Source organism: Pseudopedobacter beijingensis, assembly GCF_042678145.1.
Classification (GTDB): domain Bacteria; phylum Bacteroidota; class Bacteroidia; order Sphingobacteriales; family Sphingobacteriaceae; genus Pseudopedobacter; species Pseudopedobacter beijingensis.
The window spans coordinates 219,619-240,704 of the sequence record NZ_JBHUDG010000005.1; the positions used below are offsets into that span (position 1 = coordinate 219,619).

The window sequence follows — 21,086 nt, forward strand, 5'->3', positions numbered from 1 at the left end:
CTTTATTTCGATTTTATTCTTTGGGGTGTATCTTCTCCGTTAATTATTGTTTTTGTTGACAATACGATGAATTTTAACAAGCCGGACATATTTTCTGTATCTAAAAGCGGCCATTCATCTGTTACCTGATGATAGGTGTTGTCTTTATCTATTTCAACGGTACAAAGGGTATGTGCCGGAACGCCTTTATGTGCTAATGGAGCGTTATCGGACCTAAAGAAAAGCTGCTGATTTGGATAAGGGTCCGGAAAAAGTTTATACTTTGTTCCTTCCAGATTTTTTTGCATAATCTTACCTACATCTGAATATTTAAAGCCGGTTATATACGCTGTGTTCTTACCAAATTTAGAAACTTTACCTACCATTTCCAGATTAAACATGGCAACAATCTTGCTGGGATCTACATTTTCGGCAAAGTATGCAGAACCTTTTCCTCCTACCTCTTCTGCGGTAAATGCCACAAAAACTAAAGTCCTGGCATTTTCTTGCTGTGCAGAAAAGTATCTTGCCAGCTGAATGATACTGGTCACTCCAGAAGCATTGTCATCTGCGCCATTTGCAATTGAATCTGTTACCTCTCCTTTTATAATACCAATATGATCGTAATGTGCCGAAAAGAGAATATACTCTTGGGGCTTTGTTTTCCCCGGAATTATCCCTACAATATTCCTTAGCCTGTAGTCTTTGTCATTAGCGTTGTAGAGAAATTCTTGTGAATAGGACGGGAGATTTTCAAAATATTGCAGCCCTGCTTTTTCAAACTCACTAATAATATATTCCGCAGCTTGATTAATTGCAACAGAATCGAATACGCTGCGTCCTCTCATCTCGTCCGAAGAAAGGGCTTTAACAATTTCTTCCAGATTTTTTGGTTTAAAAAAATCGCTGGTTATAGTGGTTTGACCTTTACATGAAACCCATAACAAACAAAACAAGGGGAATAATGTTAAACGGGTGAGGTTATTCATATTGCACCATATTTTATTAGTATAACTCTTAATTTAGTACATGATATAAATCAAAACAATAAAATAGGGGGCTGTATCAAAAATAAAAATGTTGTCATTTCGATGAGTACAGCGAAGAGAAATCTCTTCCCTAAGTACTTCTGAAAGAGATTCCTCGACTACGCTTGGGATGACAAGGTCCTTTTGATACAACCCCTTTGTATTATTTTTTTTAGTTCTTAGTAGCTACCTGATGACGCTTCCGGCATTAAATGTTTCGGTTGCCGAAACAAAGCTTAATTTTCCTTCTGCATTTTCGGCCATCAGAATCATGCCCTGAGACATAATCCCTTTTATTTCTCTGGGCTCCAGATTGACTAAAATACTTACCTGCTGACCTATGATCTCTTCGGGCTGATAAAACTCTGCTATCCCGGATACTACGGTTCTGATATCTAAACCTGTATCAACCTTTAGCTTCAACAGTTTTTTGGTCTTAGCTACTTTGTCGGCTTCCAAGATGATTCCTGTACGAATATCTAGGGCTGTAAACTGATCGAAATTGATGTTTTCTTTTGCCGGAGCTACCTCTACTTTTTTATCTTTCTCATTAGCTTCTTTTTTATCTATCAGCTTTTGTACTTGCTGTGCAATAACATCATCTTCAACTTTTGAAAACAGCAATTGTGCCTCGTTCAGTTGATGTCCCGATTCAAAAACAACCGTATCGTTAAATTTAAACTCTGGTTTCAGATTCAACATCTCAAACATCTTTCTGGCCGATCCCGGTAAAAATGGTTGTAAATGTTTTGCCGCCGCAGCAATAATATGCAAACAGTTATGCAGTACTTCCCGGGCAGCTTCCGAATCTTCTTTATAAGTTTTCCACGGTTCTTTCTCCGTCAGATATTTGTTACCCAATCTGGCAATATCCATAGTACTTGCCAACGCCTGCCTGAATTTATAGGCTTCGAAAGATTTTTCTATCTCTGCTGCATGAAGGGCTAACTCCTGTTCAATAGCACTGTCTTTTAACAGCATAGCCCCATCCGACTGCACCTTGCCCTCATAATATTTATGCATCAGGATCATCACCCTGTTCACAAAATTCCCCAGAATAGCCACCAATTCGTTATTCACCCTTGCCTGATAGTCTTTCCAGGTAAACTCACTATCGCTGGTTTCTGGTGCTATACTTGCCAGGTAATAACGCAATTCATCTACACGCGTAGGAAAATCTTCCAGATATTCATGCATTTCTATGCTCCATCCTCTTGAGGTAGACATCTTATCTCCTTCCAGATTCATGAATTCATTTGCTGGAACATTATCCGGTAAAATAAAATCGCCATGGGCATGCAGCATTACCGGAAACACAATACAATGGAACACTATATTGTCTTTACCAATAAAATGCACCAGTTTAGTTTCTTTATCTTTCCAGTACAACTCCCAATCTTTTCCGTTATCCAGCGCCCATTGTTTGGTTGCCGATATATAACCTATTGGAGCATCAAACCATACATACAAAACTTTTCCGTCTGCGTCTTTAGCAGGAACTTTAATGCCCCAATCTAAATCTCTGGTTACCGCTCTTGGGTGTAAACCACCGTCTAGCCAACTTTTACACTGTCCGTAAACATTGGTTTTCCAATCAGATTTATGACCTTCCAGAATCCACTGTTTCAAATAATCTTCATATTCATTTAAAGGCAGGTACCAGTGTTTTGTTAATTTCTTTACAGGTTTATTTCCTGTTAAAGTAGATACCGGGTTAATCAACTCATCCGGACTCAAAGAAGTACCGCACTTTTCGCACTGATCGCCATAAGCATTATGATCGCCACAATTTGGGCAAGTCCCTTTAATATACCTGTCGGCAAGAAACGCCTGCGCCTCTTCGTCATAATATTGCTCTGAGGACTCTACTTTAAATATATCTTTCTGATCCAGTACCCGGAAAAAATCCTGAGCTGTTTCGTGATGGATAGGCTCACTGGTACGATGATAAATATCAAACGATATACCCAACTTATCAAAACACTCCTTAATTAAAACATGATATTTGTCTATAATAGCTCTGGGTGTAGTATTTTCTTTCATTGCCTGATTGGCAATAGCTGTACCATGCTCATCAGACCCACAAACAAAAACAACTTCCCTTTCTTTTAAACGTAAATATCTGACGTACAAATCTGCGGGAATGTATGCTCCGGCCAGGTGTCCTATATGTTTTGGTCCATTGGCATACGGTAACGCCGCTGTAATAGTATATCTTTTAATTTTACTCTGCTCCAATTTCTATTCAATTTATTGATTTGCAAAGATAGTCGTTAAGTATGAAAAATTTTAGATCATTAGCTATTAGTTGAATAGTTTCGGAGGTAGTCCATATAGTGGTAGATTCAACCTGTTTTCATCTTTGTCTTTGGTTTCGACCTTTAAACATCTTTTTTTATCTTTAGGCATGAAATTCGAAAGGTCTTTATTTCAAAAAGGAAGTTTTAAAGATGCCGATATACAAATCGAATATTGGAAGAGCAAATCATATTCGGAACGCTTAGAGGCTGCTATGGAAATGACCAAGTTAGCATTTGGTTTGGTAGGTCGTGAGTTTCCGAAAATGGAAAAAAAACTATTCTCTATAAATTCGCGTGATGGGAAACATATTCAATGAGGATTTTAAAGAATTTATAACACTCCTGAACACCTATAACATCAAGTATATCCTGGTAGGTGGTTACTCTGTAGTCCTGCATGGTTACCCCCGATCAACGGAAGATATGGATATTTGGGTAGAACAAAGCATCGAAAATTATTGTAACACCAAAATTCAACGCTATGATTCAACCTCCATTTCTAAAAAAGGGTGATAAAATTGCCATTACATGTCCTGCTAAATTCCCACTGGTTTCCATGGAGCAGGCAATTAAGTTGATGGAATCTTGGGGACTAGAAGTTATTATCGGAAAAACAGTGACTTCTCAGTTCCATCAATTTGCGGGTGATGATGATTTTAGAGCTGCTGAAATGCAAACTTTTATTAATGATCCATCTATCAAAGCTATTATTGCTGCCAGAGGCGGGTACGGGAGCGTAAGAATTGTTGACAAAATTGATTTTTCTCCGTTAATGGAAGCCCCCAAATGGATAGTTGGCTTTAGCGACATTACGGTATTTCACTGTCACCTGAATAAACTCGGTTTACAAACCATCCATGGGCAAATGCCTGCAACTATTCCGGATAGCACTGCCGCAGGAGTAGAATCATTAAGAAGGGCTTTATTTGGAGAAGCAATAGATTATGTTTTTGAAAATGCCGAACAATTAAAAGCATTACCCCCAGCCGAGGTTATTGGCGGAAATTTAAGCATCTTACTTTCGGTATTAGGATCTAACAGTGACCCTGATTATGATGGAAAAATTCTCTTCATTGAAGATGTGGGAGAATATTATTATTCTATCGATCGTATGCTCAGAGCCTTAGACAGGGCAGAAAAACTAAAAAACTTAAAGGGGTTAATTATGGGTGGTTTTACCGCTATTAAGGACAACGACATTCCTTTTGGGTTTTCTATTGAAGAAATAGTAAGGGATGTAGTTTCTAAATATGGCTACCCTATAGTCTCAGGATTTCCCGCAGGGCATATTGATGATAACTGGGCTGTGGTATTGGGGAAAGAAAACTAAATGTCTTCGCTAAAATTAGCGAAGACATTTAGAAATGTAATATTAATTTCCCCACCAAACAGGAATATTCAATTCTACGTATTTGGCATTTGGATTATATAAACTTGAGTTTTGCGGTGTAGGGTATCTCAAAGGGATATAGGCCCTAACTGCTCCCGCACTAGATGGTCTGGGAGCTAAAGAAGGAAATTTTGTTCTTCTATAATCATTATAAGCTTCCAGCTGTCCAAACATAGCCACCCATTTTTCAGTCATAATATTCTCCAAGTTTGTATTTGCTACTGAATAATTAGCCACTGGAGATGCGTTTCCTACTCCCTTTGTAACATAATCAACAGAAGCGGAAATAGCATCATTTAAAACAGAAAAAGCATTTAAGTCCCCTTGCTTTTCTAAAATTTCAGCTTCTATAAACTTGGCTTCATAAAAAGTAACGATAGGAAAGTTCTGACTAGTCGCAAAAAAATCACCAATCGTTGAAACACTAGTACTAATTTGCTCTTGAGTTATATCCCCTCCACTATAATCATTTTGAGAATCTTTTGTTAGAAAATAACTAATCCTCGGATCATTTCTGGATTTCAGATAATCAACAAATTTTTTATTAGCAACAATATAACCCTTTCTGGAGTTTTTAAAAGCTCCCCATTGATTTTGTGTACCTCCAACAGCCGTATGGACAGCCTCCAAATTCTCACTATTACTAGAGATACCATTTGTCAAATACTGCAAGACTTTAGCCTCTGTCCCTGCAACTTTACCGGATGTCCTATGTAAATACCTTGCCCTAAGCGTATAGGCGGCTTTAGTCCAAAGACCCATATCTCCTGAAAACATCAAATCATCGTCTTCAGGCTCTACTACATTTGCAGAAGCCGGTTTAGCAAAATCTGCTATAGCTTGTTCAAGAAGTGCATCAATAGAAGCATAAACCGATTTTTGAGAATCGTATACCGGATTTTTCACGCCCTCAGTTAACTTAAATGATTCAGAGTATGGCACATCTCCCCATAAATCGGTTGCAATACCTAAATTCACAGCCATCAATACTCGTCCTATACCTGCGTAATAAGGATTATCGTCTTTAGTTTTATTAATTAACAGATACGCATTTTGCATTGTTCCTGAATACAAGCCTTGCCATGAGTTGTCAAAGTCTCCTGCTGTAATATTATAATTCTGAAATGGGACATACTGATTATCAGTACCAGCCATATGTTGAACTAATATCCCTGACAATCTATTCAACTCTCCCTCAACATTCGCAAATGTATTGACTTGTAAAACGGTCAAAAGAGTTTGAGGTGTGCCATCAACCGGATCATTTGGACTTAAGTATAGCTCATCTCCACTTTTACATCCTATAAACAAGGAAGTAAGTAAAAAAACTATATAAATTATCTTATTTTTCATAATATTTCTTTTTAAAACCCTACTCTTAAATTTATAGAAAATGACTTCGTTCCTGGATTATTATAAAAATCATATCCTGCAAAATTTTGATCAGAGCCAGTAAGACTAGTTTCTGGATCAACACCAATATAATCTGTGAATAACAACAGATTTCTGGCACTAGCCCCAACTTTTATATATTGAATTCCTTTAGATAAGGCTCCTAATTTATCAAATTTATAGGAAAGGTCTACCGACCTCAATCGAACCCATGATCCATCTTGAATACCTAATTCTCCGGCAGTATAATAATTTGTAAAATATGTAAAACCCGAAATCTCAGTAGTATTCTTTTGTCCCGCATTAGGCCCACTCGCATACACACCATCAACAATATAATTCCTATCCCTATCTTCTGTCATCTTAGCTCGCCCTCTATTTATTAAGGTTTGTTGAGTACCTCCCCAGATCTTACCTCCTTGTCTAATATCCCATAGAAATGAGAAAGACCAATTTTTATAGATAAATTGATTGTTAATATTCATCAACCAATCAGGTATTGGGCTCCCCACATTTTGGAGTTCTTCTTCAAACTCTGGAAGCCCTGTAGCAGGATTTATCAACATATTACCATTACCATCTCTCTTGTATGCCGTTGCATACAGCACTCCAAAAGGATTACCCACAATTGCGTAAGATTGGGGGCTAGCAAAGGCACTTCCTATAGACAGCTTTTCTACTCCAGGAGCTAATTCTAAAACGTTACTTTTATTCTTGGACCAGTTTACATTCATGCTCCAACCAAAATCCTTTTTCTTTATAATATCTCCTCTTAAACCAATTTCAATTCCTTTATTTTCCATTTCTCCCACATTACTATAATAGTAAGCATACCCTGTCGCAGGGTCAACAGGTTGAGAAATCAATAGATCTTTAGACTTCTGGTGATAATAAGTCCCATCAAACCCTAATCTATTTTTAAAAAACTGAAGCTCTAACCCCATTTCATAACCTGTATTTCTTTCAGGTTTAAGCCCATCTGCATTCAGTTCTTCATTCATTGAATAACCTACTTGACCTAAATATGGAAAAGAAAAGCCATTAGTCATCCCATCTGCTATAAATGGAGTAGTATAATAGGTTCTATCTGTATAAACATCAGGAGATATACCTACATTTGAGTAAGCAAAGCGCACTTTCCCATAAGATAATATACTATTGGGATCAAGTAAATGGGAGAACACATAAGAAAGATCTGCTTTAGGATAGAAAAATCCTTTGGATTTTTTGCCGAAAGTTGTTGACCATTCATTCCTACCAGTAAGAGTAAGAAAAACAATGCTTCTATAATCAAAAGTTGCATCTAAAAAAACAGCTTTACTATTCCTATATGTCTCTTCGTTACTCACATACAAATCTTTAGCATTTTTAAAATTATAAAATTCTGGAATACTTAAATTTCTGCCTCTACCGAAGTTCTTCAAAAATTGATTATAATTTATATTACCTCCTAAAAGACCTGAAACAGAAAAATCTTTATTTATTTCTGTTTTAAATTTCAACAATAGGTCACTATATACATTTCTAAAATCAACATTAGTTCTCTTAATTTCTCCATAGCCCTCTGAGTTATCATCCCCGTTAGATCCAACAGCATAAATTTGTGTACCTTTTGTAGAATATGCGTCTATTCCTGTTCTCCAAGTCACAGTAAATACATCGTTTAACTTTGCATCTGCATAAACATTACCTGTCACACGATCATTCTCACTTGTATAGGGATTACTCCGAACAGAATACCAAGGATTATCATAAGCCCCATAAAACGTTTTTTGGTTTCCATGCTCATCTATATAATCACTACCATCAAATTCTGCAGGCATACGGAGAAGCCCTAACATTACACCTGCCAAATTAGATCCATTTTGAACATTTCGTACATTAGAGTTTGTATAACCAAAAGTCCCTCCTATAGAAAGAAAATCTGATAACTTAGAGTCTGCAGAAAGCCTTGCCGTATATCTATTCATTTTAGAAAACGGGACTATCCCATTTGAATTAGTACTACCTACCGATAATCTAAATGCTCCTTTTTCATTTCCAGAACTAATAGCTATATTATTATTGAAAGTACTTCCCGTCTGGAAGAAATCTTCCATATTATTAAAGGTTTTTCTATTTGTAGCCAACAAGTCTTCTCCCCAACTATTAGGTTCATCGGAATCATAAACCCCATTTTTACCTTGTCCGTATCTAGATTGCAATTCAGGCAATTTATTTACTTTTTCAAGTTCAGCCGAAGATGAATAAACAACCCCTAATCCCTGTCCAAACTTACCTCTTTTTGTTGTATATACGATTGCACCATTCCCCGCTGCTTGCCCATACAAAGCCGCTGCTGCAGGTCCTTTAAGAACAGTAACTGACTCGATATCTTCTGGATTTATATCTAAAGCTCTATTCCCTAGTTGAACTCCTGCTAGATTTCCATTATAAGGATCGTCCCCAGCAGTAATATTATTTACATCGTTATTAATAGGAACTCCATCTATAACGATTAACGGCTGATTATCTCCAGAAAAAGAAGCTGGACCCCTTAAAATTATTTTTGAAGAAGCACCCGGAGTCCCACTAGACGAGGTTACTTGAACACCCGAAGCTTTAGCTGCCAAGCCTTGAATCACATTTGATTCTCCTGATTTCACTAAGTCATCACCTGAAACAGTAGAATATGAATAACCTATTGATTTTTTAGCTTTGGAGACACCCAAAGCAGTTACTACCACCTCACTTAATTGTTCAGCATCAGAAACCATCTTCACATTTAATGTATTAGATGCCGGAACAGCTAACTCCTGTGTTTTGGTCCCTATAAAAGAAAACACCAAAACAGGATTAGAAGTAGTAATTTTTAGGGAATACTGACCGTTCGCATTGGTTTGCGTACCCGAAGTTGTACCTTTTACAGATACACTCACGCCTGGAAGAGGCAGTCCATCTTCTGCAGCGGTAACCACACCTTTAACAACCCTATCCTGAGCCATTACAGTAGTTACCAATAACAAAACAATGAACAAACTCTGTACAAGTTTTTTCATGTTAAAATAAAAATTAGTTAATATTAGTGTTAATTAATGTTAAATATAGAGATTTATTATGCATACATAAAACTTTTATTATAATTAGTTTGATATTTTCTTAACACACATTCATTCTGTTTTGTTTTCAATTATTTCACCTCATAAACAAGCACTTACAAATCAGTATAATAACCACAAAACCAATTACACTCTTTAAGCAATCTTATAAATATTTGCAAAACAAATAACAAGCCCTTATATTTATAAAAATCATCTATAATACTTTTCGTATGACAATCGTCCAACTCGAATATATCGTAGCAGTAGATACCTATAAAAGTTTTGTAATGGCCGCAGAAAAATGCTTTGTTACACAGCCCACTTTAAGTATGCAGGTACAAAAACTGGAAGAAGTTTTAGGGGTAAAAATATTCGACAGAACCAAACAACCTGTTGTAGCCACAGAAATTGGCAAAGAGATTATAGCACAAGCCAGAAAAACGTTACAGGAATCTTATAAGATCAACGAAATTATTAATGAAAGAAAAGACGAAGTTAGTGGAGATTTAAAAATTGGCGTAATCCCCACCATTGCTCCTTTTCTACTTCCTAAAGTAATTGGTGCCTTTATGAAAGAATATCCAAAGGTAAGGCTATCTATATCAGAGCTCACTACTGAAAACATCGTCCAAAAGCTAAAAAACGGTTTATTGGATTGCGGAATACTGGCTACTCCATTAAGCGAAAACACCATTATTGAGCGACCGGTGTACTACGAAAACTTTGTTTGCTATGCCTCTGAAGAAACAGCTGCCTTTACAAAAAAGACACTTGAGTTTCAAGATCTGAATATAGACGAGCTCTGGCTATTAAACGAAGGACACTGCCTAAGAAATCAGGTGCTTAACCTTTGCAAGTATAAAAAGGCCGACGGACAGCATCTGGATTACAATACCGGCAGTATTGAAACGCTCATTAGAATGGTAGATGTTAATAAAGGAATGACCATACTACCAGAACTCAGTATCCAGGATTTTTCTGTAGAGCAATTGGATAAAGTCAGGTATTTTAGAACACCACAGCCCAGCAGAGAAGTAAGCATTGTTACCCACACCAACTTTATCAAAAGAAAAACCATTGACGCGTTAGAAAAAGAGATCCTCAATAGTATTCCTAAAAGTATGCGGTCTAAAAGTAAGAAGTCTGTAATTGCTATTTAAACTTGTTGATGGTGAATGATGAACTGAAAAACTATAAACGATGAACTAATCCACTTCGGTCTTTAGTTAACTATGAACAATAAACCAGAGAATGATGAACAAACAACAGCAGACAACTAATTGGACACAAACTTTAATCCGATAATAGAGGCAATCAGAGTAGTTATAAAAAACATACGCCAAAAGGTGGCAGGTTCATTAAAAAAGAATATCCCAACCAATACCGTTCCTACAGCACCAATACCTGTCCACACCGCATAGGCAGTTCCAATAGGCAATGTTTTAGTAGCCAGGTACAGCAGTGTCATACTAAACGAAAGGCTAATAAAGAAACCGATTAACCATAATAAAGATTCTGTTCCCGAGGTTTCTTTCGCCTTACCTAAACAAGAAGCAAAACCAATCTCAAAAAGACCACCTATAATTAAATAAACCCAATTCATACTATTTTCAAAAGGCCAAAAGTAAAAAATAAAATTTGAATGATAACTGGAGAACGGTGAACCTAAAACCAAAGAATGAGGAATTATTGAACGATGAACCATAAACTATGAACTATGGACTATGGACTATGGACTATGGACTATGGACTATGGACTATGGACTATGGACTATACCCCCTCCCACAAGCTCCGAAATCGTTTACGTAAAAACACACGCAGCCATTTTTGTTTTGGCTGGCCTATTTGATAACTTTAAGGCCTTAACAATTAACTAAATTAAAATACTTTTTAAAATGAAGCGACCAGTTATTTCTATCCTCAACTCGAGTACCTTCGGCAAACACTTTGCTGCACACATGGAAACCCTGCATGCGTTTGCTGATATACAACATATTGACGTTCCTTCGGATATTGATGCAGATGCTCTTGCAGCACACATTAAAAACTCTGACGGTATTATTGCCAGTGTTACCCCTAAAATTCCAAGAAGAACTTTAGAGCAGTGTAAAAACTTAGTTTTATTAGTTCGTCACGGCATCGGGTGCGATAACGTAGACCTTGAAGCAGCAACAGAGCTGGGTATTATGGTTTCCAGAGTAAAAGGAATTGTTGAAAAAGAAGCTGTAGCAGAATATGCAGTATCTCTGTTAATGGCAGCTTCCAGACAGGTGGTTCAGGGTGCACAAGCCGTTAGAAACAGTGCCTGGGCAACACGTTCCGGCATGATTGGAATGGAGCTGAAAGGAAAAACAATAGGTATCATTGGTTTGGGAAATATCGGTTCTCGCAGTTCCGAAATCCTTTCCAAAGGTTTTGGAGCAAATGTTGTTGCTTCAGACCCTTATATTGATAAAAGTAGATTTGCCGAATTTGGTGCTAAAGAAGTTCCTTTAGACGAACTGATCAGCACTTCAAGTGCCATTTTATTCCATTGTCCGGCAACAGAAGAAACCAAAAGAATGTTAGGAACAGCACAATTTGCCAGTATGCAAAAAGGAGCTGTATTGGTAAACACCTGTCGTGGCGAATTAGTAGATGAAGACGCCCTTTTTGAAGCGTTACAAACCGGGCCTTTAGGAGCTTATGCAACAGACGTGGTAGAAGGCGAACCTATAGACAGCAGTCACCGCCTTACCAAATTAGACAATGTAATTGTTACCCCGCATTTAGGTGGCTATAGCTGGGAGTCTCTTCACGGTATGGGACAAACTTGTGTGGATGATTCTGTGGCTGTATTCCAGAAAAATGGCGTTCCCGGAGAAATGGCCAACCCAGAAGTTTTAGAAAAAGCAAACAGAAGGGTATGGCAATAGCATTAACCATCGATTTGGGTACTACCAACCTTAAAGTTGGTTTAGTAAACGAAGGTGGTGAAATATTGAACTTAAGATCCGTTGCCGTACCTGTTATCAACAGTGCGGCAGGCGGAGCTGAGCATAATCCGGAAGAACTTAAAAAGCTGATCATTGGTTTATCCAAAGAAATGCTTACCCAAAGCAATGTCGCTCATCAGATAGACTATATTGTAAGTTCTACCTACCAATTTGGGCTTATGTTACTGGACGGACAAAAAAAACCCATTACAGGCCTAACCTTATTGGCCGATATCCGGTCGCAAAAAACATTTGATGCTTTCTTAGAGGCTTACGCCGATGTAGACTTATATGCTCAAACCGGTTGTCCGTTAATGAGTCCTTATTTGCTTGCCCGACTGTTTTATTTCTCAACCCATGAAAAAGAGACCTTAAAGCAAGCCAAATATTTTACAGATAGCAAAGCTTTTTTATTTGAATGGCTTACAGGCGAGTTTGTAACAGATATGAGTACAGCGGCCGCCACTCAAATATACAATATACATCAGCAAACCTGGGACGAAACACTTTTAAGCCGACTGGGATTATCCGGTAAACAATTTCCGGAAATTAAAGAAGGCACCAGTTATTTAAGTGCTTTAAAAGAAGAATTAAGAGCAGAACTGGGTTTAAAGTCAGGTGTTAAAGTTTTACTGGGCGTATATGATGGTGCGGCCTTGGGAGTAGGATTAGGCGCTTTAAAACCCGGAGTAGGTATTATTAATGTGGGCACCTCTGCTATGCTAAGAGTTCCCGGTACCCTACCGGCATTTGACAAAAGCGATAACAAACGTATCCAGCCTTATGCGCTCAACAATCAGATTTTTCTAAATGGTGGCGCATTAAATAATGCTGCACTCCCCATAAACTGGTTACGCAATAGCCTGTTTGAGGTGGATGTACAAGATCCAGCAATGCTGGATATTGGTAACGGATCGCCCTTACTTTGTTTTCCTTACCTCACCAGCGAACGCGACTCTAAAACAGGTCCTTATGCTTCCGGTGTTTTCTTTGGCTTACGGCAATACCATAACAAAACAGATATGGCCCGCGCTGTACTCGAAGGGGTAGCCTACTCTATGCGTTACCTTTACGAAGCCCTCAAAGAAAATAATTTAGAGGTTACCGAACTGAGAATGGGTGGCGGTGGTGCACAAATAAAACCCTGGACTCAAATTTTTGCCAATATACTGGGCTTACCAATTCATATCCCTTCCGATGATCAGATTGCATTAATTGGAAGTGCTATGCTTGCTTTTGTTGCTGATGGGAAATATAAAGACATCACTGTTTTAGACGAACAAATGAACAAAAACAGTATCAACATTTATCCAGACAATAAAGTACTGGGTATTCACGATGAGCGTTACCTGTTCTTTAAAAAAGTAAGGGAAACCCTTGCACCTCTATATAAAGAGCATGCTGCTTTGTGTTGATTTTGGTTGAATAGTTAACAACCGTCACTATTATTCGTTATGTTTTTCAGCCATATAATGAGGCTGTCTCATAAACAGGAAGTCATATTGAGCGGAGTCGAAATATGACTTGAATGGCGCTATACAGGCTTCGACTCCGCTCAGCCTGACAAAAAAACACTAAGTTGAGACAGCCCCATTATATATATGATGCTTAAAAGAGCAGATGCTGAAACAAGCTACCATTGACGTTATTTACAAAAAGCTCACAATCAGGCATTTTAGCTCTTACCTCTCCGGCCTCTTGACCGGCCAGGTCAAGTGTTTTTCTCTCAAAAAGGAACCAAAAACTCTCCGCTACGCACAATTCTTTGAAAGATTATACTTAGGCTTAACCTCTGCCAACCGAATTGTGCTGATGCGGAATTTAAGCAGAACGGTTAACCCTGCGTTAGCTTGATTACCGAAATACAATTCAAAAGTCATTTTATATTGATTTATATTACAATATATTCAGCCTCAGCATGACAAAGCTTGTAGTTTATGTCTAAACTATGACTATGAATCGAACTCAACTAACACCTTTTACAACATCGTCTCAGTATGGACGATATGCCTATATAGAGCTTAAGAAATCACACAACGTCCTTTTTTCAAAAGACGTTGCCGGAACAATATGATAATAGAAAACCGTTTATTTATTCAGCAGAATATAATCAGTCATAATCTTGATAGATTCTGACTGAACAAAATCAAACTTATCTTCTTTAGGCTTCTTCTCTCCTTTTACTTTTACTTCTACACCATCCTCAGATGTAGTCGAAGTATCTTTTTTAATCGGTTCTAAACCCCTGTATACCCGTCTTTCGTTCTCTTTTTCCAGATTCTTAGCCTCCTGATCTTCCCTTTGTTTTTTAAGCGCCGCTTCATTCAGTGGTAATGGCTTTTCTTTATCCATATCTTTAAACTCCTGAATATCCTGTAATAAGAATTGGTACTCTTTACTTTCGTCCATTCTCTTATCATGAATTGCTTTCAGGCTTTTAATAGCCGAAGACAGATCTGCCACTTTCTGGTAATTGCTGCTTTTAATTTCATCCCATGGCAAGGCAGATGGTTCCGAACTTTCACCATATTTATCAGCAGGAAAAACAGTCGGGAATTCAATATCCGGAACCACACCTTTATGCTGGGTAGAGCTTCCGCTAATTCTATAGAACTTTCCGGTAGTCAGGTTAATTTGCCCCCCCTTATCACCCAAGGTTGGGTTTATTCTGGACATAGGCAAAGCAGACTGTACCGTTCCTTTTCCGTATGTAGTATTACCTATAATTATTCCTCTGCCATAATCCTGAATAGCACCGGCAAAAATCTCTGAGGCCGAAGCACTGAATCTGTCTACCAGCACAGCTAACGGACCACTCCAGGCTATTTCCGGGTTTTCGTCTTTATTAACTTCTACACGGTTTCTCAAATCTCTTACCTGCACCACCGGACCAGTCGAAATAAACAGTCCAGTCAATTCTATAGCTTCTAACAAAGAGCCGCCGCCGTTAGTTCTCAAATCTATGATCACCCCATCAACCTTTTCTTTTTTCAGGGTATCCAGTAAAAGCTTAACATCTCTGGTGGTAGATTTATAGTTTTTATCACCAGACTGCATCGCTTTCCAGTCCGCATAAAACGCAGGTATTTCTATAATACCATATTTGAATGTTTTTCCGTCTCTAACTTCTGTTTTAATGACTTTTTTAGCCGATTGATCTTCAAGAATAATCTTCTCGCGCACCATAGAAACTATTTTGGGTGCAGCAGAGATATTCTGGTCTTTCGAAAGAATCTTTAAACGTACTATTGTGCCTTTGTTTCCTCTGATTAAAGAGATAGCGTTATCTAATCTCCAGCCAACCACATCTACAAACTCTCCATCTTTTCCCTGAGCTACTGCCACAATTCTATCATCAATTTTCAGTTGCTTGCTTTTATCCGCAGGTCCGCCCGTAACCACACTTTTTATAGTTACAAATTCATTTTCCAATCCTAAAGTAGCACCAATACCTTCCAAAGACCTCGACATATCTATATTGAAATTTGCCGCATTGCTTGGATTGTAGTAATTGGTGTGCGGATCTACAGAATCTGTAAATGCCGACATAATCAGCTGAAAAACATCCTGATTATTTATCTTATTGGATTGCGAAATCAGATTTTCGTAACGCTTTTTCAAAGAGGTTTTTATCTCTTCCTCGTTCTTTCCTGCCAGTTTCAGGTTTAGACAATCGTATTTTACTTTTAAGTTCCAATACTTATTACTCTCCTGCGTATTTTTAAAATAAGGTTGTTTTTCTCTGCTAAACACATAAGACTCCTGCCTGGTAAAGTCAAACTTCATTTTGTTCAGGTATTGAACAGAATACTGCTGACACTCATTGTATCTTTTTTGGTAAACATTAAAAATATAGAAAGGGTAAGAAAGATCTCCTTTTTTCAGATCCTCTCCAAAATTATACCTGAAAGCCTCAAACTCTTCAATATCCGACGCCAGAAAATACAACCTGTTTGGATCCAGATTTTTGATGTATCTGTCAAAAATAAGATTAGATATAGAATCGTTAAGATTTACCTTCTTATACGTATAAGACGTTAAAAGATCTGCAATATCTTTAGCGATAACCCCATGCTGTGGCTCTGGCTTTAAATTGTTTGAACCCGATACTTCTTTATCTATTCGCGGGGTTGCCGCACAGGCAAAAGTAAGTACCAATAAAACTCCCGAAAAAAACTTCTTCAACATAAATTTCAATTTTCCGAACTCTATAGCAGAGAAATACATTTAAAACGTCTTTATAACAAAAATAATGTCTAAAACTAAACAAAAATCGCTAAAGAAAAAGTCTATGGCACTTTCATAACCTACATTTTTTAAAATTTTGTTTTAAAATGATATTCCAGTACATGGTCGATGGTCAATGGTCAATGGTCAATGGTCCATGGTCCATAGTTGCCCTCCTTATTAATTACTAAATATTTTAGTTTTTATTTTTACCTTTATACTGTTTCAGTTTTTTTGTTTTGATTACCAGAGAACCACTAGCAGAGAGAATGCGTCCAAAAACATTGGACGAATATACCGGACAAAAGCACCTTGTTGGCGAGGGAGCGGTATTAAGGAAAGCCATTGAGGCGGGACGGATTCCCAGTATGATTTTTTGGGGTCCTCCGGGTGTGGGTAAAACTACGCTGTCCTTTATTATTTCGGCCAGTCAGGACAGACCCTTTTTCTCGTTAAGTGCTATCAACTCTGGCGTTAAAGACGTTCGGGATGTTATAGAAAAAGCTAAAATGTATAAAAAAGCAGGTCACGCCATTCCTGTTTTATTTATAGATGAGATCCATCGTTTCTCCAAATCGCAACAAGATTCTTTATTAGGTGCAGTAGAAAAAGGATATGTAACCTTAATTGGTGCAACTACCGAAAATCCATCTTTTGAAGTTATATCTGCACTTTTATCCAGGTGTCAGGTTTATATCCTGCAAAACCTTACGGAAGATGATTTGCTGGGCTTACTGGACAGAGCCATCAAAACGGATACTGTTTTACAGGAGAAAGAAATTACGCTCAAAGAGACCGAGGCTTTACTAAGATTATCTGGTGGCGATGGCAGAAAATTACTAAATATTTTCGAACTGCTGGTCAATGCCGCACCTGATGATAAGGTAGAAATAACCAATGAGTTTGTATTGGCCAATGTGCAGCAAAACATGGCGTTGTATGATAAAACAGGCGAACAGCATTATGATATTATCTCTGCTTTTATTAAATCTATCCGAGGAAGTGATCCCAATGCTGCTGTTTATTGGCTTGCCAGAATGATTGAAGGGGGCGAAGACCCTTCTTTTATTGCCCGCAGGCTACTGATTTTAGCTTCGGAAGATATAGGAAATGCCAATCCCAATGCTTTATTACTGGCCAACAACTGCTTTCAATCCGTAAATGTCATTGGCTTCCCAGAATCCAGAATTATTTTATCGCAGACAGTGACTTACCTGGCTAGTTCTGCCAAAAGCAACGCCGCCTATGAAGCCATTAATCAGGCACAGGCTCTGGTAAAACAAACAGGAGATTTACCCGTACCGCTGCACCTGCGTAACGCCCCTACCAAATTGATGAAAGAAATTGGCTACGGCGAAGAATACAAATATGCACATGCTTATGAAGGTAATTTTGTAGAACAGGAATTCTTCCCTCAAAAACTAAGCGGAACTACTTTATACAAACCCCAGAAAAACCCTGCCGAATTAAAGATTCTGGAAAGATTACGGAGTTTGTGGAGTAAAAGGTATAAGTATTAAATGAGAGGGAAGGTTGAACTGGAAAATGATGAACTATTGAACCAGGGGAATGTTGAATTTTTAATGTTTAATGGTAAACAAACACTATTACACTTTATTGACCCAACGCACTACATTTCGACAAGCTCAATGTGACCTGAAGAACGTAATTATAAGACTTCTGGCTTCATCCCCGGAACGTAAGACTCTTTATATCATCACCTTATAGAGATTACTTCGCAGGCTCGTAATGACAAAAACAGGAGCGTCTTTGCGAACGGAGTGAAGCAATCTATTAAACGTTATTCTATATTGAATGTTTAATGATGAATGGTAAACAAACACACTATTACACTTTATTGATCCGGCGCACTACATTTCGACGGGCTCAATGTGACCTGAAAATTAGACCTCTGTCATGTTGAATTTATTTCAGCATCTAATCTCCAACACCTTTATTATCTGTATCTTTTTGATAAGCAAGTGCTATAATAGAGATCCTGAAACAAGTTCAGGAGGACATTTCTTATTGTTATCTGTTACACCACTATCTGGCAGATCTTTCGACTTGTAAACTCGCTCAATGTGAACTGAAGAACCTAACTGTAAGACTTCTGGCTTTCTCCCCAGGACGTAAGGTGTTTTATATCATTACATTATAGAGATTACTTCGCAAGCTCGTAATGACAAAAATAAGAGCGTCTTTGCGAACGGAGTGAAGCAATCTATTAAACGTTATTCTATATTGAATGTTTAATGATGAATGATAAACAAGCAGCTATTGCACTTTATTGATCCGGCGCACTACTTTTCGACGGGCTCAATGTGACCTGAAGTACCTAACTATAAAACTTCTGGCTTACTCCCCAGGACGTAAGATGTTTTATATCATTACATTATAGAAATTACTTCGCAGGCTCGTAATGACAAAAATAAGAGCGTCTTTGCGAACGGAGTGAAGCAATCTATTAAACGTTATTCTATATTGAATGTTTAATGATGAATGGTAAACAAGCAGCTATTACTCTTTATTGACCCAGCGCACTACATTTCGACAAGCTCAATGTGACCTGAAGTACCTAACTATAAAACTTCTGGCTTACTCCCCAGGACGTAAGATGTTTTATATCATTACATTATAGAAATTACTTCGCAGGCTCGTAATGACAAAAATAAGAGCGTCTTTGCGAACGGAGTGAAGCAATCTATTAAACGTTATTCCATATTGAATGTTTAAGGATGAATGATAGACAAGCAGCTATTACACTTTATTGACCCGGCGCACTACATTTCGACAAGCTCAATGTGACCTGAAGAACGTAATTATAAGACTTCTGGCTTCATCCCCGGAACGTAAGACTCTTTATATCATCACCTTATAGAGATTACTTCGCAGGCTCGTAATGACAAAAACAGGAGCGTCTTTGCGAGCGGAGTGAAGCAATCTATTAAACGTTATTCCATATTGAATGTTTAATGATGAATGGTAAACAAGCAGCTATTACTCTTTATTGACCCGGCGCACTACATTTCGACAAGCTCAATGTGACCTGAAGAACCTAACTATAAGACTCCTGGCTTTCTCCCCAAAGCGTAAGTTCTTTTATATCATTACATTATAGAGATTACTTCGCAAGCTCGTAATGACAAAAACAGGAGCGTCTTTGCGAACGGAGTGAAGCAATCTATTAAACGTTATTCTATATTGAATGTTTAATGATGAACTATGGACTATTGACTATGGACTATTGACTATTATGCCCCGTGTCTTTTTAATAAAAAAACCTGAAGCAAGTTTACTACAAAGGCCTCCAACTAACTAACCAACTTCGGCCTTCCGTTTCCTTGCTCCGGTTTTTAGTCTAAACACCTTATCCGCTGATCGTCTGCCGAACTTCGAAAAACAAAAACGACAGACGATAAACGAAAAACAACCTTATTCCTTAACCACTTTTCGGGTAACTACATTTGTTATTCCTTTTAACACAACCAAATACGTACCAGAGGGATAGCCCGCCATAGAAACTGTTTTACTACTTTCCAAAGAAGCGATAGCTAACTGTTGCAATACTTTTCCGGTTACATCCAAAACCAACAATTGCTTAAACGCATCTGTTTCAAAATCTATAGTAAAGGCATCCCTGAAGGGGTTAGGGTAAAGCCGTATCATAGAATCAGGGATTTCAAACGTTAAGCTTCTCTCGCCCAATATTGTTTGCTTACCGTCATGGTCGGTCTGTACCAACCGATAATAGTTTATCCCATTCAGGGGCTGGTTATCAAAAACAACATACACATGGGGTCCATTCCCTTTCCCCGGCTCCCATGTAATGGGGCTATAGTTTACCCCATCTGCACTCCGGTAAATTATAAAAGACTGGTTATTATACTCGCTCAGCGTGTTCCATTCCAGTTTAACTCCGCTATTTTCTACCCTGGCATTAAATCTTCCTAAATGAACAGGAAGCGTCCCACCCTGGTATTCATAAGCTCCCATGTCTATAATACCTCCATTATCATAATCGTATACACGGAGATTACCTGCCAGATCCAGGTCATTCGCCAGATCACCATTGCCTTTATCGGTATAGTCGCCATTGTTTCCTTTATCTATAGCAGGACTCCCATTTGCTAAACTATAATCTCCATTTGCAACATCGGTAAACAAAGGATTGGAATCTATATTATCACCGCCATCGTTACCAAAACTGCTATTCCAAGAAGTACTACTACCACCGCCCTGCACCAAGCTGTGGTAAAACTCTGGGGTACTATTATCATTGAATATATTATTAATCGTTGCACCCCCCACTTTGGTATTACCCCAAATAATACTGTTATAGACTTTAGGAGAAGAAGAACCAAAATTAGACATACCACCACCGACTACATCAGCCGTATTACCACTAAGCGTTACATTCGTCAAAACTGGAGATGAACTAGTATTATGCATCCCTCCGCCATCACTGGCCGTATTACCATTAAGCGTTACATTCGTCAATACAGGGGAAGAACCAGAATTATACATACCTCCGCCATTAGTATTCGCGGTATTACCATTAAGCGTTATATTCGTCAAAACTGGAGATGAGTTCTTATTATTAACAATTCCTCCGCCATTAGTATTCGCGGTATTATTACTGACCACAACATCCGTCAATACAGGGGAAGACTGGTCCCAGTTATACATACCACCACCATTAGTGGTCGCTTCA

The 21,086-nt window shown here is 38.1% G+C and carries 14 protein-coding genes; 7 read left to right on the forward strand and 7 right to left on the reverse strand.

Going from position 1 to position 21,086, the window contains the following annotated elements:
- Positions 1-2 precede the first annotated feature (2 nt).
- Positions 3-968, reverse strand: a complete 966-nt coding sequence (locus ACFSAH_RS07255; protein WP_379662044.1) for a M20/M25/M40 family metallo-hydrolase — start codon at positions 966-968, stop codon at positions 3-5.
- Between the two features lie 225 nt (positions 969-1,193).
- The gene (gene metG / locus ACFSAH_RS07260; protein WP_379662045.1) at positions 1,194-3,245 is read right to left on the reverse strand and encodes a methionine--tRNA ligase; all 2,052 of its coding nucleotides are present in this window, start codon (positions 3,243-3,245) and stop codon (positions 1,194-1,196) included.
- A gap of 169 nt (positions 3,246-3,414) precedes the next feature.
- Between metG and ACFSAH_RS07265 the strand changes: the two genes are divergently transcribed.
- From ACFSAH_RS07265 to ACFSAH_RS07275, 3 genes are read left to right on the forward strand one after another with little or no spacing between them, the layout of a single operon-like run.
- Entirely contained in the window at positions 3,415-3,624 is a 210-nt protein-coding gene (locus ACFSAH_RS07265) for a hypothetical protein (protein ID WP_379662046.1), read from the forward strand.
- On the forward strand, positions 3,605-3,820 hold the full coding sequence (locus ACFSAH_RS07270; protein ID WP_379662047.1) for a hypothetical protein: 216 nt from the start codon (positions 3,605-3,607) through the stop codon (positions 3,818-3,820). Before ACFSAH_RS07265 ends, ACFSAH_RS07270 begins: the two co-directional genes overlap by 20 nt.
- Complete coding sequence (locus ACFSAH_RS07275; protein ID WP_379662048.1) at positions 3,789-4,637, forward strand: S66 peptidase family protein; 849 nt, start codon at positions 3,789-3,791, stop codon at positions 4,635-4,637. Before ACFSAH_RS07270 ends, ACFSAH_RS07275 begins: the two co-directional genes overlap by 32 nt.
- A gap of 42 nt (positions 4,638-4,679) precedes the next feature.
- On the opposite strand, the gene ACFSAH_RS07280 is transcribed toward ACFSAH_RS07275, so the two are convergent.
- Complete coding sequence (locus tag ACFSAH_RS07280) at positions 4,680-6,050, reverse strand: SusD/RagB family nutrient-binding outer membrane lipoprotein (RefSeq protein WP_379662049.1); 1,371 nt, start codon at positions 6,048-6,050, stop codon at positions 4,680-4,682.
- A gap of 11 nt (positions 6,051-6,061) precedes the next feature.
- Positions 6,062-9,127, reverse strand: a complete 3,066-nt coding sequence (locus ACFSAH_RS07285) for a SusC/RagA family TonB-linked outer membrane protein (RefSeq protein ID WP_379662050.1) — start codon at positions 9,125-9,127, stop codon at positions 6,062-6,064.
- 272 nt (positions 9,128-9,399) lie between these two features.
- On the opposite strand from ACFSAH_RS07285, the gene ACFSAH_RS07290 reads away from it, so the two are divergent.
- Complete coding sequence (locus tag ACFSAH_RS07290) at positions 9,400-10,329, forward strand: hydrogen peroxide-inducible genes activator (protein WP_379662051.1); 930 nt, start codon at positions 9,400-9,402, stop codon at positions 10,327-10,329.
- Positions 10,330-10,445: 116 nt separating this feature from the next.
- On the opposite strand, the gene ACFSAH_RS07295 is transcribed toward ACFSAH_RS07290, so the two are convergent.
- Positions 10,446-10,772 (reverse strand): DMT family transporter, encoded by a 327-nt coding sequence (locus ACFSAH_RS07295; protein ID WP_379662052.1) that lies wholly within the window; start codon positions 10,770-10,772, stop codon positions 10,446-10,448.
- Positions 10,773-11,065: 293 nt separating this feature from the next.
- Between ACFSAH_RS07295 and ACFSAH_RS07300 the strand changes: the two genes are divergently transcribed.
- Positions 11,066-12,085: an NAD(P)-dependent oxidoreductase gene (locus ACFSAH_RS07300; RefSeq protein WP_379662053.1), complete on the forward strand. Its 1,020-nt coding sequence runs from the start codon at positions 11,066-11,068 to the stop codon at positions 12,083-12,085.
- The gene (locus tag ACFSAH_RS07305) at positions 12,076-13,560 is read left to right on the forward strand and encodes a gluconokinase (RefSeq protein WP_379662054.1); all 1,485 of its coding nucleotides are present in this window, start codon (positions 12,076-12,078) and stop codon (positions 13,558-13,560) included. The genes ACFSAH_RS07300 and ACFSAH_RS07305 overlap by 10 nt, the downstream gene beginning before the upstream one ends.
- A 673-nt stretch (positions 13,561-14,233) precedes the next feature.
- On the opposite strand, the gene ACFSAH_RS07310 is transcribed toward ACFSAH_RS07305, so the two are convergent.
- On the reverse strand, positions 14,234-16,333 hold the full coding sequence (locus ACFSAH_RS07310) for a carboxy terminal-processing peptidase (protein WP_379662055.1): 2,100 nt from the start codon (positions 16,331-16,333) through the stop codon (positions 14,234-14,236).
- A gap of 278 nt (positions 16,334-16,611) precedes the next feature.
- Between ACFSAH_RS07310 and ACFSAH_RS07315 the strand changes: the two genes are divergently transcribed.
- Positions 16,612-17,892, forward strand: a complete 1,281-nt coding sequence (locus ACFSAH_RS07315) for a replication-associated recombination protein A (RefSeq protein WP_379662056.1) — start codon at positions 16,612-16,614, stop codon at positions 17,890-17,892.
- Positions 17,893-19,807: 1,915 nt separating this feature from the next.
- Here ACFSAH_RS07315 and ACFSAH_RS07320 read toward each other — a convergent pair.
- Positions 19,808-21,086 (reverse strand): T9SS type A sorting domain-containing protein (locus ACFSAH_RS07320; protein ID WP_379662057.1); only part of this gene is annotated, 1,279 nt, incomplete at its 5' end.

Coding starts and splice junctions, on each gene's coding strand:
- ACFSAH_RS07290 (WP_379662051.1), top strand. CDS start 9,400: ATGACAATCGTCCAACTCGAATATATCGTAGCAGTAGATACCTATAAA.
- ACFSAH_RS07310 (WP_379662055.1), bottom strand. CDS start 16,333: ATGTTGAAGAAGTTTTTTTCGGGAGTTTTATTGGTACTTACTTTTGCC.
- ACFSAH_RS07280 (WP_379662049.1), bottom strand. CDS start 6,050: ATGAAAAATAAGATAATTTATATAGTTTTTTTACTTACTTCCTTGTTT.
- ACFSAH_RS07255 (WP_379662044.1), bottom strand. CDS start 968: ATGAATAACCTCACCCGTTTAACATTATTCCCCTTGTTTTGTTTGTTA.
- ACFSAH_RS07305 (WP_379662054.1), top strand. CDS start 12,076: ATGGCAATAGCATTAACCATCGATTTGGGTACTACCAACCTTAAAGTT.
- ACFSAH_RS07270 (WP_379662047.1), top strand. CDS start 3,605: ATGGGAAACATATTCAATGAGGATTTTAAAGAATTTATAACACTCCTG.
- ACFSAH_RS07265 (WP_379662046.1), top strand. CDS start 3,415: ATGAAATTCGAAAGGTCTTTATTTCAAAAAGGAAGTTTTAAAGATGCC.
- ACFSAH_RS07300 (WP_379662053.1), top strand. CDS start 11,066: ATGAAGCGACCAGTTATTTCTATCCTCAACTCGAGTACCTTCGGCAAA.
- ACFSAH_RS07275 (WP_379662048.1), top strand. CDS start 3,789: ATGATTCAACCTCCATTTCTAAAAAAGGGTGATAAAATTGCCATTACA.
- ACFSAH_RS07295 (WP_379662052.1), bottom strand. CDS start 10,772: ATGAATTGGGTTTATTTAATTATAGGTGGTCTTTTTGAGATTGGTTTT.
- ACFSAH_RS07285 (WP_379662050.1), bottom strand. CDS start 9,127: ATGAAAAAACTTGTACAGAGTTTGTTCATTGTTTTGTTATTGGTAACT.